Here is a 15,345-nt window from a genome sequence, read left to right on the forward strand (position 1 = left end):
CTGCGCTTGCTGCGACCGCCACGGCCGGAACCCTTCCACTGATCGGTCCCAGCACGCTGACGCCGCTGGTCACTGCCCGGAGCCCCGTACGTTGATCGGCTCCGGCCACCTGACCGGTCCTGCAACTTCACTTCACGAACAACTACAACTGCTGATCTTCACGGGCGCGCCTGCTCCGCCTGTGTCCTGCACTTCCGCTCCGGGGCCGGTACTACCTGTTGGACCTCTTCACAACCTCGGTCCCGGAGTACTGCTTCCGGTCACCAGCCGGAACCTTGTTCCCTGGATTGGCTCCGTACTGCCTGACCCTTGTCTCACCTCGCGGGTAGTTACGTCCTCTCCCGCGCTTGTTTGACGTTGTCTCTCTCGGTATGAGGAGAACACTACACACACCCGCTGTTGAATGTCTACCCCGGCCGACATAGATTTCCTCGAACGGGTGAGGTCGACGGGGAGAGAAGGGCGCACGACGATGAGTGACGAGGCCGCGGTTGATCCGCTCGGCGAGCGGTACGGCCTGGCCGGGGTGCGCGACATGGCCGAGTACGCCGAAGCTCTGAGGCGGCTGCTGGAGCGCGGACGGCGGGAACAGTGCGTGGCGGTGCTCTCAGCCGAGGAGGCCTACGCGGCGGCGGAGCTGCTGGGGCAGTTCGCGCAGCTCGATCCGCTGGCCACGGTGAACCAGCTGGTGGCGTCGCTGGCCAGCCGCCTCTACAGCCGCCTCGGCGCCTGAACACCCGACGGGTTGCCTCTGACCGCACGCGAGATCCAGTATTGACGACCAGGAGGGCGCTGCCCGCTAGGCGCCGGTCGCCGGGCAAGGTCGCGCCTCCGCGCGATCGAGGTTCCGGGGCGCGGTGACTCGGTTGCGGTCCGGGTCGGCCCTTGATCACCGACCGAAGCGGTGATGCTCGGCCGGCGCCCGCGACTCTTGGTCCGGCGCGTTCACGAACGTAATTCATGTGCAGTTCGTTTTCCACGCGAATTTGAGGACATTTGTCACGATTCGACATTTGCGCGCCGATATTGATAACAGGGAACGTTGCGCAGTCGACTTGCAGGGGTAAGACGAAAACAGTTCAAGTGCTTGGCTGCGGCTGAGACGATGAGCGCATCGACCAGTTCCGACAAAACTGATATGAGCCCTGAAGGGCATGCACATGCGTACCTTCCGCCGAACCGGTGTCATTGCCTTGATGGCCGTTGCGTTTTCCGCCACCGGCGTGGCGGTGGCCACGGGGTTCGACCTGGTCGTGGTGACCGCGACGGTCGACGGCAAGGCCGGCAACTGGCAAGCCGTCCGATCCGCCACGCCGGCACCGGCGCCGGCGATCGAAGCAACGACGCCGTCTGCCACACCGTCGGCGGAGCCGGTCATCCCTGCCACGACAGTCACACCGACGAGCAGCACGGCCACCGAGGTGACATCCAGTCCCAGCGAACCGGCACCCACGACCCAACCCTGAGAACCGAGCCAGTCAATCCGAGGAGAAGTTCCATGCGTATCAACAACAAGGCCAAGTCCGTCTTCGTCGTCGCCACTGTCGGCGCATTGGTGGGAGTCGGTGGTTTCGCGGTCGCCTCGTTCGTCCAGGACAGCACCACAGGCGGGGTGTCCGGTTCCGCCGAAGCGATGACCCCCGCCACCGTGACCGGTGCGCAGACCGGCACGCTGCTGCCCGGCGAGAAGGCTTACGTCACCTTGACCCTGTCCAACCCGAACGCCAACGTGAAGATCAAGCTGGTGTCCGTGACCCCCGGTGACGTCGTGATCGACACCGTCGGGAACGTCGCTGACAAGCCCTACTGCCAAGGTCAGCTCGAACTGTCCGTGGCCGGCGCGGACCCGCTGCTGCCGACGCTGGCCGTCAGCGAGGCCAACTTCCCGTACAAGCTGACCGACGCCGTGAAAATGAAGGACGACACGGACATCCGTTGCCAGGCCATGACCTTCCACACGACCTGGACCGCCCAGTTCCAGGCCGTCCGCTAGACACGACCGGTGACAACCACGGGGCCGGCGACCACGTGGTTGTCACGCAACCGGGCACCAGGAGAACCAGGCGAGCCGTGGGCGGTACTTCGGTGACTTTCGGCGGGCCCCGAGGGGAAATTGGCCCCTAAGCCGGGGGCCGCGGCCCGCGCGAGGGTGGAAGCATGAAAATCCTCGTGACGGTGGCCAGCCGGCATGGCGCCACCAGGGAAATCGCCGAGAACATCGCCACCGCGGCCGGCGCGGCGCTGACCGACGCCGGCGTGCCGTCACAGATAGAGACCCGCGACGCGAGCCTGGTGACGTCTGTCGACGGCTTCGACGCCGTGATCCTCGGTTCCGCTGTCTACATGGGACACTGGCTCGAGGCGGCCGCGAAGCTCGCCGAGACCTTCGTGGACGAGCTCCGCGGGCTGCCGGTCGGCAGCCACGGCCGCGGCGGCTTCACCGGCATGCTCCTCGGCTCGACCAGCCAGGCGCTGGTCCAGCACGCCGGCTGTCCGGTGCTCGTCGTTCGCCCGGAGCGGACGAAGTGACCGCCCTCGACGCCCGGCCCGCAGTGCTGGGCAGCACTGAGCTGGCCCAGGTGGATGCCCTTTGGCGGGCCGCGAACTACCTCGCGGCCGGCCAGATCTACCTGATGGCCAACCCGCTGCTGCGCGAACCGCTGCGTCCCGAGCAGGTCAAGCCGAGACTGCTCGGGCACTGGGGGACCTCGCCCGGCCTCAACTTCGTCTACGCCCACCTCAACCGGGCCATCCTGACCCATGATCTGACCGCCATGTTCGTCACCGGTCCGGGCCACGGCGGCCCGGCGTTGCTGGCCAACACCTGGCTGGAAGGCAGCTACACCGAGGCGTGGCCCGAGGTCACGCGCGACGCCGAGGGCATGCGGGAGCTGTTCAAGCAGTTCTCCTTCCCCGGCGGCGTGCCCAGCCACGTCGCCCCGCAGGTCCCCGGCTCGATCCACGAAGGCGGGGAACTGGGCTATTCGCTCGCGCACGCCTTCGGGGCGGCGTTCGACAATCCGGGGCTCGTGGTCGCGTGCGTGGTCGGTGACGGCGAGGCCGAGACCGGTCCACTGGCGACGTCCTGGCACGCCAACAAGTTCCTCGACCCGGTTCGCGACGGCGCGGTGCTGCCGATCCTGCACCTCAACGGGTACAAGATCGCCAACCCGACCGTGCTGTCCCGCATCGCCCCAGCCGAACTCGACGCTCTGCTGCGCGGGTACGGCTACGCGCCGATCTACGTCGAAGGCAGTGACCCCGAGACGATGCACCAGGCGATGGCCGCGGCGCTCGACTCGGCGGTCGCCACCCTCGCCGAGCGACGTGGTGTCTGGCCGATGATCGTGCTGCGCAGCCCCAAGGGCTGGGCCGGTCCGTCCGTTGTGGACGGATTGCCGGTCGAGGGTACTTGGCGCGCCCACCAGGTCCCGCTGTCGCAGGTCCGGCAGAACCCGGACCATCTCCGCCAGCTGGACGAGTGGCTGCGCTCCTACCGCCCGGAGGAGCTGTTCGACTCGTGCGGCCGCCCGGTCGCCGACGTCATGGCGATGATCCCGGTGGGGGAGCGGCGGATGGGCGCCAGCCCGAACGCCAACGGCGGTGTGCTGCTGCGCCCGCTGAGGTTGCCGGACACCGCGGCCCATGCCGTCGCGGTCCCGAGCCCGGGGGCGACGGTGGCCGAGCCGACGCGGGTGCTGGGCCGGTTCCTGCGGGACGTGTTCACGCTCAACGCCGACCGGGCGAACTTTCGTTTGTTCGGCCCGGACGAGACGACGTCCAACCGGCTGGATGCGGTCTACGAGGTCACCGGCAAGCAGTGGCAGGCCGGGGTGGAGCCGGTCGACGAGCACCTCTCCCGCGACGGCCGCGTGCTCGAAGTGCTCTCCGAACACCTGTGCCAGGGCTGGCTCGAGGGCTACCTGCTGACCGGCCGGCACGGGCTGTTCAACTGCTACGAGGCGTTCGTGCACATCGTCGATTCGATGGTCAACCAGCACATCAAGTGGCTGCGGGTGCACCGCCAGATCCCGTGGCGGCGGCCGGTGGCGTCGTTGAACTACCTGCTGACCTCGCATGTCTGGCGGCAGGACCACAACGGCTTCTCCCACCAGGACCCGGGGTTCGTCGACCACGTCGCGAACAAGAGCAGCGAGGTCGTGCGGGTGTACTTCCCGCCGGACACCAACACGTTGCTGGAGGTCGCGGCGCACTGCCTGCGCAGCCGGGACTACGTGAACGTGGTCGTGGCGGGCAAGAACGACAGCGCGAACTGGCTCGACGCCGAGCAGGCCGCGCTGCACTGCGCCCGGGGCGTGAGCATCTGGGAGTGGGCCGGCACGTACACCGACCGGGAACCGGACGTCGTCCTCGCTTGTGCGGGTGACGCCCCGACGGTGGAGGTGCTGGCGGCAGCCCAGATCCTGCGCGCGGAACTGCCGGATCTGGCGGTGCGCGTGGTGAACGTCGTCGACCTGATGCGCCTGCAGCCGGCGGCCGAGCATCCGCACGGCCTCGGCGATCGGGAGTTCGACGCGTTGTTCACCCCGGACCGGCCGGTGATCTTCGCCTACCACGGTTACCCGTGGCTGATCCACCGCTTGGCCTACCGCCGTACGAACCACGCCGGGATGCACGTGCGCGGGTATACCGAGCACGGCACGACGACGACGCCGTTCGACATGCTGGTGCTCAACCGGATGGACCGGTTCCAGCTGGTGATCGACGTGATCGACCGCGTGCCGGGCCTGGTCGCGACGGCGGGCGTGCTGCGGCAGCGGATGACCGAGGCGCAGGGGAAGCACCGCCGATGGATCCTGGCGCACGGCGAGGACCTGCCGGAGATCCGGAACTGGAGCTGGGAGGGCTGAGGCGTTGCCGATTCGGGGCAGCCGGCTCCGTAGCAGGGCCGGCTGCGCTTCGAACATGACCTTCGGCACCGGCAAAAGGACTTTCGTCACCGCTGACCGGCGCTCTCCGGTCGTACGCTGAGTTCCGTCGGGTGGACATCCGGTCCGTTCGGCGTCCGGGAGGTCGGAGATGCTTCGGGTCTTTCTCGTCGACGACCACGAGGTCGTCCGCCGCGGCGTCGCCGATCTGCTGGACGAGGACGAGGAGCTGACCGTGATCGGCCAGGCCGGCAGTGTCTCGCAGGCACTGGCGCGCATTCCCGCGCTCAACCCCGACGTCGCCGTGCTGGACGTGCGGCTGCCCGACGGCAACGGCGTCGAACTGGCCCGTGAGCTGCGCTCCAAGCTGCCGGAGCTGAAATGCCTGATGCTCACCTCCTACACCGACGAGCAGGCGATGCTCGACGCGGTGATGGCCGGCGCCAGCGGGTTCGTCATCAAGGACATCAAGGGCATGGACCTGGTCTCGGCCGTCCGGGACGTCGGCGCGGGCAAGTCCCTGCTCGACGCGCACGCGACGGCCGCGCTGATGGCCAAGCTGCGCGAGGGCCAGACGAAGAAAGGCCCGTTGTCCGACCTCTCCGACCAGGAACGCAAGTTGCTGGAACTGATCGGGGAGGGCCTGACCAACCGGCAGATCTCCGAGCGGATGTTCCTGGCCGAGAAGACGGTCAAGAACTACGTGTCGAGGCTGCTGACCAAGCTGGGCATGGAGCGCCGCACCCAGGCCGCTGTCCTCGCCACCGAGCTGCGCCGGCACGGGAGCTAGGTGCTGAGCCGGTCCGGCTCCAGCAGGACCTCGTCCAGGGACCGGCGCGGCGTCCACGGCACCGGTGTCCCGCGGCCGAAGCGCAGCACGACCTGCGGCCACAGCCCGCCGCCCAGCAGGGTGCGCAGCTCCGCCCGTACCGCGGGAACCTCGACCGGCGGCGAGACGAACGACGCGTCGAACCCGGCGGCGGTGGCCGTCAGCAGGACCCGCTGCATCGCCTGTCCGGCCCGGATCCGGTCGGTCTGCTTGTCGTCGAAGGAGCCGACGACCACGACCAGCGGATCGGAGTCGTCGACCGGACCCCGCCGTGGCGAGCCGAAGTCCCTCAGGGGCCAGTCTCCGCCTTCCGGCACCATCCAGCCGGCGGCGTACTCGGGGACGCCGTCGCAGCTGTCCTGGGGACGAGCGGTCCAGTGCCGCCGCTCGGCCAGGAACGCGGGATCGGTCACCTGAGCGTGGTGGCTCTTGTGCACCAGGTTGCGCAGCCGGTCCAGCTGGTTCGGGTCCAGCCGGGGCAGCCAGGCCTGCTCGGCCTCGGCGGCGTGGCGCAACTCGGCAACGACCGTGTCCGGGATCACGGCCGCCTCGAACGGGATGCGGTTCGTGCGGCGCCGCGGGATCGCGTCGGCCAGCCGGACGAGCCGCCGGTCGGGCTTGCGGGCCGCGAACGGCCGGACCACCGCGAGCAGCGTCGGGTTGTCGCGCCGGGGCAGCGGCGTGGTGGCCGGGTGCGCGCCCAGCGCGTGGATCGCGGTGCGCAGGTTGAACAACGCCGCCCCGCAGGAGATCAGCAGTTCCTGCCGGTCGGCGTCGGCCACCGGCAAAGCGCGGTCCGGATCGGCGTGCAACTCGATCCCCGAGGCCGTGCAGCGGAACCGCCAGGGCTGCGTGTTGCGCGTCGACGGTGCGAGCACCGCCGCGCCGAGCACGGACTTCACCTGATCGGGATCCAGCAGGCCGATCGAGGTGATGGGTGGTGTCATGGTTCCCTCTCGGTGCCGTCGGGCGGCACTGTGGTTCCGGACAGCTTCCAGTGACGGTCTCTCGTGCCACCGGACGGTGGAAAGGGGAGAAAGTCACCAGCGGCGAGGCTGGCGTGGACAAGGTGAAGGTCGTGGGCACGGTGTCGGTGAACGAATCCGGACAGCAGCCGGACTACGGGTCCCGGCGGACGGCCGGGACGCTGTCCGGGCTGCGGCTGCGCGAGGTCCTGCGCGACCTGCAGGACCGGATCGAGCTGCTGATCGGCACCCGCGACAAGATGGACGGCCTGCTGGACGCGGTGCTGGCCGTCGCGTCCGGGCTGGAGCTGGACGCCACGCTGCGGCGCATCGTGCAGGCCGCGATCGAGCTCGGCGAGGCGAAGTACGGTGCGCTGGGCGTGCTCGCCGAGGACGGCTCCCTGTCCGAGTTCATCCACCTGGGGATCGACGACGAGACCCGCCGGCTGATCGGACACCTGCCCGAGGGGCACGGTGTGCTCGGTGTGGTCATCGAGGAAGCGAAACCGTTGCGGCTCGAGGAGATCGCGGCCCACCCGGCGTCGGCCGGCTTCCCGGCACACCACCCGCCGATGCATTCCTTCCTGGGGGTGCCGGTGCGGGTGCGTGACGAGGTGTTCGGCCGGTTGTACCTGACGGAGAAGAGGAACGGGGAGCCGTTCACCGACGACGACGAGGTGGTCGTGCAGGCACTGGCCGCTGCGGCCGGGATCGCGATCGAGAACGCACACCTCTACAAACAGGCGCAGGTGCGGCAGCAGTGGCTGGCCGCCACCAGCGAGGTGACGACCGAACTGCTGGGCGGTACCGACCCGGCCGAAGCGCTCAACACCATCGCGAGCCGGGCCCTGGAGCTGACCGGCTCCGACATCACGATGCTCGCCTTGCCGAACTTCGGCCGGCTCGACGTCGACGAAGACTGGGGCGACGAGGTCGACGACCTCACCGTCACCGTCTGCGCCGGGGCTCGGGCGGCCGAGCTGGCGGGCCTGCACATCGACCTCGAAGGCAGCCTGCCGGGCGCGGTGTACCGGGATCGGACGCCGCGCAGCGTTCCTGAACTCGCAGTCGGCGACTACCGCTTCGGACCCGCACTGGTTGTTCCGCTGCGGGCCGGTGATCGCACGAGCGGCGTGCTCATCACGGTCCGGGAGTCGGGTGCGCCGTCGTTCGGTGTCACTCCGCTGTCGGTCGTCGCCTCCTTCGCCGACCAGGCGGCGCTGGCACTGCAGCTGGCGGCGCAGCAGCGGGCCGCGCGCGAGCTGGACGTGCTCGGCGACCGCGACCGGATCGCCCGCGACCTGCACGACCACGTGATCCAGCGGCTGTTCGCGGTGGGGCTGTCGATGCAGAGCACGCAGCGGCGGACGAAGTCGCCGGAGCTGCAGAAGCGGCTCGGGGACAGCATCGAGCAGATGCACGAGATCGTGCAGGAGATCCGCACGGCCATTTTCGATCTGCACGGCGGCGCGGCGGGGGAGACCGGGCTGCGGCTGCGGCACCGGCTGCACGACGCGATCGCCGAACTCACCGACGACGCGCCGGTGCACCCGACGGTCAGCATGTCCGGAACGCTCGACACGGTGCCCGCGCAGCTGGCCGAGCACGTCGAAGCGGTGGTGCGCGAGGCGGTCAGCAACGCCGTCCGGCACGCGGAGGCCTCGACGTTGTCGGTGTCGGTCGCGGTCAGGGACGACGTGCTGCGCATCGTGGTGATCGACGACGGCAAGGGGATCCCCGCCGACGTCTCGCCGAGCGGGCTTGGCAACCTGCGCGACCGCGCGGAAGCCGCGGGCGGGCAGTTCACCCGCGAACCTGGGCCCGAGGGTGGCGTGAAGCTGGAGTGGTCGGCGCCGCTCGGCTGATCGCACAGGTGCCTCCCCGACGGGGGTAAGCGGGGCACGTCGGTGACGAAGGTCCTCGGAGTTCGGGTAGTCCGGCCGCGTCGCGGCGCCGCCTTTCCGAGGTCTCCTTGACAGGCGACGCCAGACGCGCCCGCGCCCGGTGCCCGAGGAGTGACAGCATGAGTGTGGACGTGGGTTCCAGGGCCCTGCTCGCGGACGGCGACGTGGTGCTCGTGCGCCCGTTGCACCCGGCCGACACCGCCGAGGTGCTCGGCTTGCACACCCGGCTCACCAAGCAGGACACGTACTTCCGGTTCTTCGGAGCCAGGCCGTCCGCCTTGGACAAGCTGGCGGCGGAGATCGCCGCCGATCCCCGCCCAGGGCACTACGCCGTGGGCTGCTACCTGCGCGGGGACCTCGTAGGCGTGGCGAACTACGAAGTTCTCAGCGACTCCAGCGACGCGGAAGTCGCTCTCGTCGTCGACGCGGCCGTACGCGCTCAGGGCGTTGCGACCCTGCTGATGGAACACCTCGTCTCCTACGCCCGGAAGGCGGGCCTGAAGCGCTTCGTCGCCGAGGTCCTCGCCGAGAACGCCAAGATCATCCACGTCTTCGCCGACCTCGGGCTGCGGTTCGAGGCGAGCGTCGGCGGCCCCGAGCGGGACGTCGTGATGATCCTCGAGGAGGACGCCACCTACCTGGACGCCGTGCTGAAGCGCGACTCCGTCGCCGACGCGGCCAGCCTGACCCACGTCCTCAAGCCCGCCTCGATCGCCGTGATCGGCGCGGGACGGCGGCCCGGTTCCGTCGGGCACGCCGTGCTCGCCAACCTGCTCGCTGCCGGCTACCCGGGACACGTCGAGGTGGTGAACCCGCACGCCGGTGAGATCCTCGGTGTGCCGTCCGCGGCGAGCGTCGCCGAGCTGGCCCGGACCCCCGAACTCGCCGTGATCTGCCTGCCTGCAGCGGCCGCCGCCGACGCCGTCGAGGCCTGTGGCGCGCGGGGCGTGCGCGCGGCGCTCGTGATCTCCGCCGGCCTGACCGGAACCCCGGCGGGGACGCGGGTCCGCGAAGCCGTCAGCCGCTACGGCATGCGGCTGGTCGGCCCGAACTGCCTCGGCGTCGTCTCCACCGACCCCGTCTGCCCGCTGAACCTGACTTTCCTGGCCGGTGCGGTGCAGCCCGGCAACGTCGGCGTGGTCACCCAGTCCGGCGGTGTGGGGATCGCGCTCGCGGAGTCGCTGAACGACCTCGGCCTCGGCCTGTCGAGCCTGGTCTCGACCGGCGACAAGTACGACGTCAGCGGCAACGACCTGCTCATGTGGTGGACCGCCGACCGCCGCACGGAACTGGCCGTGCTCTACCTCGAATCGTTCGGCAACCCCCGCAAGTTCAGCCGGCTGGCCCGGCAGCTGGCCCGCACCCGCCCGGTGCTCGCCGTCCGCTCGGGCAGCGGCGGGACCGCGCAGCGCGCCGCCGCGTCGCACACCGCCGCCGCCGCGACCCCGGCCGTCACCCGGGACGCGCTGTTCGAACAGGCCGGGATCATCGCCGTCGACACCGTCGTCGAGCTGGTCGACGTCATCGCCGGGCTGTCGTGGCAGCTGCTGCCGGGCGGCCCGCGCGTGGCCGTGGTCAGCAACGCCGGTGGCGCCGGGGTGCTGGCCGCGGATGCCTGCGAGCGCGAAGGCCTGGTGATGGCGGAGCTGTCCGCCGACACCCGGGAACGGCTCGCGAAGCTCCTGCCGCACGAAGCCGCGGTGCAAAACCCGGTCGACACGACCGCCGCCGTCCCCGCCGAGGTGTTCGCCGACGCGCTGCGCGCGGTGCTCGCCGACGACGGCGTCGACGCGGTGATCGCCGCGACCGTCCCCACCGCCGTCGGCGATCCCGGGACCTCGCTCGTCGCCGTGGTCCCACCCGAGTACAAGACCGTCTTCGCGGTGCGGCCCGGGCAGCGCGCCCGCGTCGCCCCCTTGGTGCCCGGCACCGGGGTGACGGCGTGCTACGACGACCCGGCCGCGGCCGCCGCCGTCCTGGCCCGGCTCGTCCGCTACGAGCGGTGGCTGAACCAGCCCGACACCGGCGGATCCCTGATCCCGTTGGAAAATCCCGACGCGCTGCGCGCGTTCGCCGCCGGACGCGAAGGCTGGCTGCCACCCGCGGCCGCCGTCGAACTGCTGCGCCTGGCCGGCATCCCGATGGTGGAGACCACCTACGTCGAGGCCGGCGACTCGATGGACGCCGCGGCCGCCGACCTGGGCTCGCCGGTCGTGCTCAAAGCCGACGCCGAGGGACTGCTGCACAAGTCCGCGGGTGGGGGCGTGGTGCTGGACGTGCGCGGCGCCGACCGCATCCGCGACGCGTTCCGCACCCTGCGGTCCCGCTTCGGCTCCGCCCTGCGCGGGGTCACCGTCCAGCCGATGGCCGAACCCGGCCGGGAGGTGCTGGTCGGCGTGCGCTCGGACCCGGTGTTCGGGCCGCTGGTGGTGTTCGGCCTCGGCGGTGTCGACGCCGACCTGATCGCCGACCACGCCGCCAGGCTGGTCCCGCTCACCGAGGCCGACGCCGACCTGCTGCTCGACAGCCTCCGTTCGGCGAAAGCGCTCTGGTCGGGCCGGCTCGACCGCGCGGCCGTGCGGGAGCTGCTGCTGAAGGTCAGCCGGCTCGCCGAACTCGTCCCCGAGCTCGCCGAGCTCGACCTCAACCCCGTGCGGGTCCGATCCGAGAGCTGCGTGGCGCTCGACGTCCGTGCCCGGTTCGAACGGCCCACGCTCACCGACCCGTTCCTGCGCCGGTTGCGGGACTGAGACACCGGAGGAATGCCGTGCGAGTGCTGACCCTGAACCCGGGCTCGTCGAGCATGAAGGTCTCGCTGGTCGCCGACGGCACCGCGGTCGGCTGGACCGCGTGGGACCTCGGCGACCACAGCGCGGTCGCCCCGACGATCCGCCGCTGGTCCGACGTGGACGCGATCGCCGTCCGCTTCGTCCACGGAGGTGCTCAGACCGCGCCCGCGCCGGTCGACGACGCGCTGCTCGCGAGCCTCGAACAACTCACCCCGCTGGCGCCGAACCACCAGCCGCAGTCGCTCGAGGTGACGCGGGTGGTCCGGCGCCTGCTGCCGGACGTCCCGGTGGTGGCCTGCTTCGACACCGCATTCTACGCCGGGATGCCTGAATCCGCCGCGCGGTACCCGCTGCCTCGGGCGTGGACCACCCAGAACCGCTTGCGCCGCTGCGGTTTCCACGGCCTCTCGTGCCAGCACGCACTGCGCCGCACCGCCGACCTGCTCGGTCGAGCGCCGGACCAACTGCAGCTGATCTGCGCTCACGTCGGCGCCGGGGTGTCGGTGACCGCGATCCGCGACGGCCACGGCGTCGACACCAGCATGGGCTTCACGCCGCTGGAAGGCGCGATGATGGCCACCCGGTCCGGCTCGGTCGATCCGGGCCTGCTGCTGCACGTCATGCAGACGGTGCCGATGAGCCCGGCCGAGATGGCTGATGCCCTGTTCCACCGCTCCGGGCTGGCCGGGATGAGCGGCACCAACGGTGACCTGCGTCAGGTGCTGACGGCCGCGGCCCGCAGGGAGCCGGACGCGGAGGTCGCCCTCGACGTCTACCGGCACCGGCTTCGTCGCGAGATCGGCGCGGCCGCGGCCAGCCTGTCGCGGCTGGATGCCGTCGTGTTCACCGGCGGCGTCGCCGAGCACCAGCCGGAGGTGATCACGGCGGTCCTCGACGGGCTGGGCGTACTCGGCCTGCGCGCCGGTGACGTGCCGCGCACGGACGTCGACCGGATCGTCACCGCGGCTGATTCGCCCGTGCCCGCCCTGATCGTCCTGCCCCGGGAGGACCTCGAACTCGCGCGCGGCGCCGAAGATGCGCTCGCTCGCCTGGCCGTGACGTGAAGCGCTCGCCAGACCGTGGCGTGCGGGCCGCCTCGAGACACCTCGGCGCGGGCTGATGACCTCGCTGGAGTTCCGCTGGGACCGGTCGTCACGGACGGTGCTCGCCGACGCGCTGGTGCGACTCGGCCCGAATCGCTGCGTCACGGAGGTCCGGACGGACGAGCTCCTGCTGACCGACCCGCCTCGCCGCGGCGAGCCGCGGCTTCTCCTCGCGGGTCCTGCCGATGCGGTCGCCCGCCGAGCGACCCCGGTACGTCGAGAAGTCGGCGCTGCCCGGCATCCCGCAGGCCGTGCTCCTGGTCGGCTTCGCCGCCCGGTGTCACCGGCCTGACCGCCCGCGAAGCCGCCCGCCAGGCACCAGGGTGTCCCGGGCCGGACGAGGATAGCCCGGACGACGTCTCCGGCGTGCGCGCGGACTTCGAGTGCCCACCTCAAGGCCGCTTCGCCGCGGGGCGACCCGTCCGTCCCGACGACGATGACCCGGCCCGTGTGCGGACGTGGCGAATTCATGGCGGCTCCTGCTTTTCTCCTCGATGTCACCGCGGTCGTGCGCCATCCACCGGAACGCCGGTAGAGGCCGAATTCCGCCGCAGCCGGGGACTTTGTGCTCCGTTGCCGGCACCCGGCGAGGGCTCACGATGACTCAGGCGGAGCGCCCGGTTCCGCGTACGGGAGGGACCGCGATGACCGCCGTGGCACCGGCACCACTGACCTACCAGCAGATCGGCACGCTCGCCCGCGCGGTGAGCCGGGCGCCCTCGGTGCACAACAGCCAGCCGTGGCAGTTGCTCGTCCGCGGCACCGAGGTGGATCTGCTGGAACGGCGCAGCGTTTCGCTGCGACGGCAGGACCCGTTCGGCCGAGACCGGATGATGTCCTGCGGCGCCGCGCTCACCAACCTCGAACTCGCCGTGCGCGTGCTCGGGCGGGACTGCCACGTCGAGTTCCGGGACGACGAAGACGCCGTGGCCACGGTGACCATCGGCCGTCCGCGTGCGGTCTCCGACCGGGACTTCGCGCTCTACCATGCCATCGGCCGCCGCCGCAGTCACCGGCACGAGTTCTCCCACAGCCGGGTGGCGGCAGCAGTGCACACGGCGCTGGCCGCCGCCGGGGAGATGACCGGTGTGCATCTGGTGGTGCCCGCGCATCTGGACAAGTTCGCCCAGCTGCTCGGCTTCGCCACCCGGGTGCTCCGCGAAGACCGTGGCTACCAGCGTGAGCTCGCGATGTGGACCGCCCACACCACAGGCCCGTCGGCGGCCGGGTACGGCATCCCCGAGGACGCGCTGAGCGCTGAAGCCCTGCCGGTCGCCGGGCTGGTGCGCACCGACACCCCGGTGCCCGACGACGCCGTGCTCACCGACCGGCTGGCCGCGGAGAACCTACTGGTCGTCTGCACCGCCGGCGACACCCGGGCCGAACACCTGGCCGCCGGGACAGCGCTGCAGCGTGTCTGGCTGACCGCGACGGCGAAAGCCCTCGTAGCGTCGGTGATCACCCAGCCCCTGCACCTGACCGGATTCCGCGCCCGGCTGGTGTCGGAGCTGGTCCTGCCGGGGGTGCCGCAGGCGATCTTCCGCTTCGGCTATCCCGAGGTCCCTGCGGCTCCCTCGCCGAGGCTGCCCCTCGGCGAGCTGTTCCCCGACGGACACCGGGGAGGAGCCCGATGACCGCTGCGCTCGAGATCAAGGGCTCCGGAAAGCCCTTCGGACGTACTCGGGCCCGCCGAAGCAGGCTGGTACGCGGTCGTGCCCCCGGCGGGGGAGCGCGTGCTGCTCTGATCGTGGGCCTTTTGTCACCTCGGTTCGTGACACGCGACCGTCGTCCCGGTCCCGGCCACGCGGTGATGCTGAAGGGGATCGTCATCCCCGAGCCCGGAGCCACCGATGAGCCGACCGCATCCGACCGTGTTCGACCAGGCCTTCGCCGCGGCCGTGCGCGCGCCGTCGCCGCACAACACCCAGCCCTGGCGGTTCGTCGTGGACGGGGACGTGATCGAGATCTGGCTGGACCGGGAGCGCGTCCTGTCCGTGGCCGACCCCCACCGGCGCGAAGCCCACCTGGCTTGTGGCGCGGCCGCGTTCAACCTGGCCATCAGCTTGCGGTCCCATGACCTCGCTGTGGTGGTGCGAATACTGCCTGACCAGGCCCAGCCTGACCTGGTGGCGGTGATCCGCCTCGACGGGAACCGGAAAGCCGCCCAGATCGAGCGCCGGCTCGCGGAGGCCGTGTTCCGGCGGCACACCAACCGCCGTCCGTTCCTGGACAAGGAAGTGCGACCGGGAGTGCGCGCCGCGCTGAAGTCCGCGGCTTTGGCGGAGGGCGGACAGGTCGAGTACCTCGACGCGTCGGGCCGGTACTCGACGGTGGCGTCCCTGGTCCGGCAGGCCGAGGTGATGCAAGAGGACGACCTGGCGTTCCAGACGGAAACCGCCTTCTGGACCCATCGCCCGCCGGAGAGCCCCGACGGGGTGCCGAAGACGGCGGCCGGACCGCCCCCGGACCACCACGGCGTGGTCACGTTGCGCGCGTCGCACGAAGACGCCGCTCTGCCGACCCGCGAGTACGAGCAGCAGCCGCTCCTCGCGGCGGTGCTCACCCGGGACCGGGGTCCGCACGCGGAAGTCCGGGCCGGCATGGCGATGCAGCGGGTGCTGCTGACCGCGACAGCCGAGGGCCTCGCGACGTCATTCCTGTCACAGCCGTTCGAGACGCCTCGGACCCGGGAATCGCTGGACCGAATCTTCACCGGGCTGGGCCAGCCACACACGCTGCTGCGCATCGGCTACGGCTACCCGACGCGGCTGACGGCCCGGCGCGCGGTCGCCGACGTGCTGACCCACCGCGCCAGGCCGGACGTGCCGGCCGGCTGAGCGACATCTCGCGCCGAGGGCGCGGCCTG

Annotated in this window: 12 protein-coding genes and 2 pseudogenes; 12 read left to right on the plus strand and 2 right to left on the minus strand. The window is 70.9% G+C overall.

Annotated elements, in window-relative coordinates; translation table 11 throughout:
- Nucleotides 1-472: 472 nt before the first annotated feature.
- The 7 genes and pseudogenes from ACLJQE_RS33685 (at nucleotide 473) to ACLJQE_RS33715 (ending at nucleotide 5,679) form a co-directional block, all read left to right on the plus strand.
- Nucleotides 473-733 (plus strand): hypothetical protein, encoded by a 261-nt coding sequence (locus ACLJQE_RS33685; protein ID WP_410643580.1) that lies wholly within the window; start codon nucleotides 473-475, stop codon nucleotides 731-733.
- A 427-nt stretch (nucleotides 734-1,160) separates the two neighbouring features.
- Nucleotides 1,161-1,466, plus strand: a complete 306-nt coding sequence (locus ACLJQE_RS33690) for a hypothetical protein (RefSeq protein ID WP_410643581.1) — start codon at nucleotides 1,161-1,163, stop codon at nucleotides 1,464-1,466.
- 32 nt (nucleotides 1,467-1,498) lie between these two features.
- Nucleotides 1,499-1,993 (plus strand): hypothetical protein, encoded by a 495-nt coding sequence (locus ACLJQE_RS33695; protein ID WP_410643582.1) that lies wholly within the window; start codon nucleotides 1,499-1,501, stop codon nucleotides 1,991-1,993.
- A 164-nt stretch (nucleotides 1,994-2,157) separates the two neighbouring features.
- Nucleotides 2,158-2,355: pseudogene (locus ACLJQE_RS33700) on the plus strand (flavodoxin domain-containing protein); the annotation flags it as partial.
- 57 nt (nucleotides 2,356-2,412) lie between these two features.
- Nucleotides 2,413-2,529: pseudogene (locus ACLJQE_RS33705) on the plus strand (universal stress protein); the annotation flags it as partial.
- A complete protein-coding gene (locus tag ACLJQE_RS33710) occupies nucleotides 2,526-4,871 on the plus strand; it encodes a phosphoketolase (RefSeq protein WP_410643583.1) in 2,346 nt (781 codons plus the stop codon). The pseudogene ACLJQE_RS33705 and the gene ACLJQE_RS33710, both read left to right, overlap by 4 nt.
- A gap of 169 nt (nucleotides 4,872-5,040) precedes the next feature.
- Nucleotides 5,041-5,679 carry a response regulator gene (locus ACLJQE_RS33715; RefSeq protein ID WP_410643584.1) on the plus strand — a complete coding sequence of 213 codons (639 nt, stop codon included), beginning with the start codon at nucleotides 5,041-5,043 and terminating at the stop codon, nucleotides 5,677-5,679.
- Here the strand turns inward: ACLJQE_RS33715 and ACLJQE_RS33720 are convergent.
- Nucleotides 5,676-6,665: an Acg family FMN-binding oxidoreductase gene (locus ACLJQE_RS33720; protein WP_410643585.1), complete on the minus strand. Its 990-nt coding sequence runs from the start codon at nucleotides 6,663-6,665 to the stop codon at nucleotides 5,676-5,678. The genes ACLJQE_RS33715 and ACLJQE_RS33720 overlap by 4 nt on opposite strands.
- Nucleotides 6,666-6,796: 131 nt before the next feature.
- Here ACLJQE_RS33720 and ACLJQE_RS33725 point away from each other — a divergent pair, with 131 nt between their 5' ends.
- From ACLJQE_RS33725 to ACLJQE_RS33735, 3 genes are all read left to right on the plus strand, one after another.
- Complete coding sequence (locus tag ACLJQE_RS33725; protein WP_410643742.1) at nucleotides 6,797-8,548, plus strand: GAF domain-containing protein; 1,752 nt, start codon at nucleotides 6,797-6,799, stop codon at nucleotides 8,546-8,548.
- 158 nt (nucleotides 8,549-8,706) lie between these two features.
- Nucleotides 8,707-11,337 carry a GNAT family N-acetyltransferase gene (locus ACLJQE_RS33730; protein ID WP_410643586.1) on the plus strand — a complete coding sequence of 877 codons (2,631 nt, stop codon included), beginning with the start codon at nucleotides 8,707-8,709 and terminating at the stop codon, nucleotides 11,335-11,337.
- Between the two features lie 17 nt (nucleotides 11,338-11,354).
- Nucleotides 11,355-12,440: an acetate/propionate family kinase gene (locus tag ACLJQE_RS33735; RefSeq protein ID WP_410643587.1), complete on the plus strand. Its 1,086-nt coding sequence runs from the start codon at nucleotides 11,355-11,357 to the stop codon at nucleotides 12,438-12,440.
- 88 nt (nucleotides 12,441-12,528) lie between these two features.
- Here the strand turns inward: ACLJQE_RS33735 and ACLJQE_RS33740 are convergent, their stop codons facing one another.
- On the minus strand, nucleotides 12,529-12,720 hold the full coding sequence (locus ACLJQE_RS33740) for a hypothetical protein (protein ID WP_410643588.1): 192 nt from the start codon (nucleotides 12,718-12,720) through the stop codon (nucleotides 12,529-12,531).
- A 403-nt stretch (nucleotides 12,721-13,123) separates the two neighbouring features.
- On the opposite strand from ACLJQE_RS33740, the gene ACLJQE_RS33745 reads away from it, so the two are divergent.
- Together ACLJQE_RS33745 and ACLJQE_RS33750 are read left to right on the plus strand one after the other, a co-directional pair.
- A complete protein-coding gene (locus ACLJQE_RS33745) occupies nucleotides 13,124-14,113 on the plus strand; it encodes an Acg family FMN-binding oxidoreductase (protein ID WP_410643589.1) in 990 nt (329 codons plus the stop codon).
- Nucleotides 14,114-14,329: 216 nt separating this feature from the next.
- Complete coding sequence (locus ACLJQE_RS33750; protein WP_410643590.1) at nucleotides 14,330-15,316, plus strand: Acg family FMN-binding oxidoreductase; 987 nt, start codon at nucleotides 14,330-14,332, stop codon at nucleotides 15,314-15,316.
- Nucleotides 15,317-15,345: the final 29 nt, after the last annotated feature.

This window comes from Amycolatopsis sp. lyj-346, assembly GCF_046548975.1.
In the GTDB taxonomy this organism is placed as follows: domain Bacteria; phylum Actinomycetota; class Actinomycetes; order Mycobacteriales; family Pseudonocardiaceae; genus Amycolatopsis.

What these genes read in the sequence shown, in the direction of transcription:
- ACLJQE_RS33685 (WP_410643580.1), top strand. Translation starts at nt 473, where the DNA reads ATGAGTGACGAGGCCGCGGTTGATCCGCTCGGCGAGCGGTACGGCCTG.
- ACLJQE_RS33690 (WP_410643581.1), top strand. Translation starts at nt 1,161, where the DNA reads ATGCGTACCTTCCGCCGAACCGGTGTCATTGCCTTGATGGCCGTTGCG.
- ACLJQE_RS33695 (WP_410643582.1), top strand. Translation starts at nt 1,499, where the DNA reads ATGCGTATCAACAACAAGGCCAAGTCCGTCTTCGTCGTCGCCACTGTC.
- ACLJQE_RS33715 (WP_410643584.1), top strand. Translation starts at nt 5,041, where the DNA reads ATGCTTCGGGTCTTTCTCGTCGACGACCACGAGGTCGTCCGCCGCGGC.
- ACLJQE_RS33720 (WP_410643585.1), bottom strand. Translation starts at nt 6,665, where the DNA reads ATGACACCACCCATCACCTCGATCGGCCTGCTGGATCCCGATCAGGTG.
- ACLJQE_RS33730 (WP_410643586.1), top strand. Translation starts at nt 8,707, where the DNA reads ATGAGTGTGGACGTGGGTTCCAGGGCCCTGCTCGCGGACGGCGACGTG.
- ACLJQE_RS33740 (WP_410643588.1), bottom strand. Translation starts at nt 12,720, where the DNA reads ATGCCGGGCAGCGCCGACTTCTCGACGTACCGGGGTCGCTCGGCGGGC.
- ACLJQE_RS33745 (WP_410643589.1), top strand. Translation starts at nt 13,124, where the DNA reads ATGACCGCCGTGGCACCGGCACCACTGACCTACCAGCAGATCGGCACG.
- ACLJQE_RS33750 (WP_410643590.1), top strand. Translation starts at nt 14,330, where the DNA reads ATGAGCCGACCGCATCCGACCGTGTTCGACCAGGCCTTCGCCGCGGCC.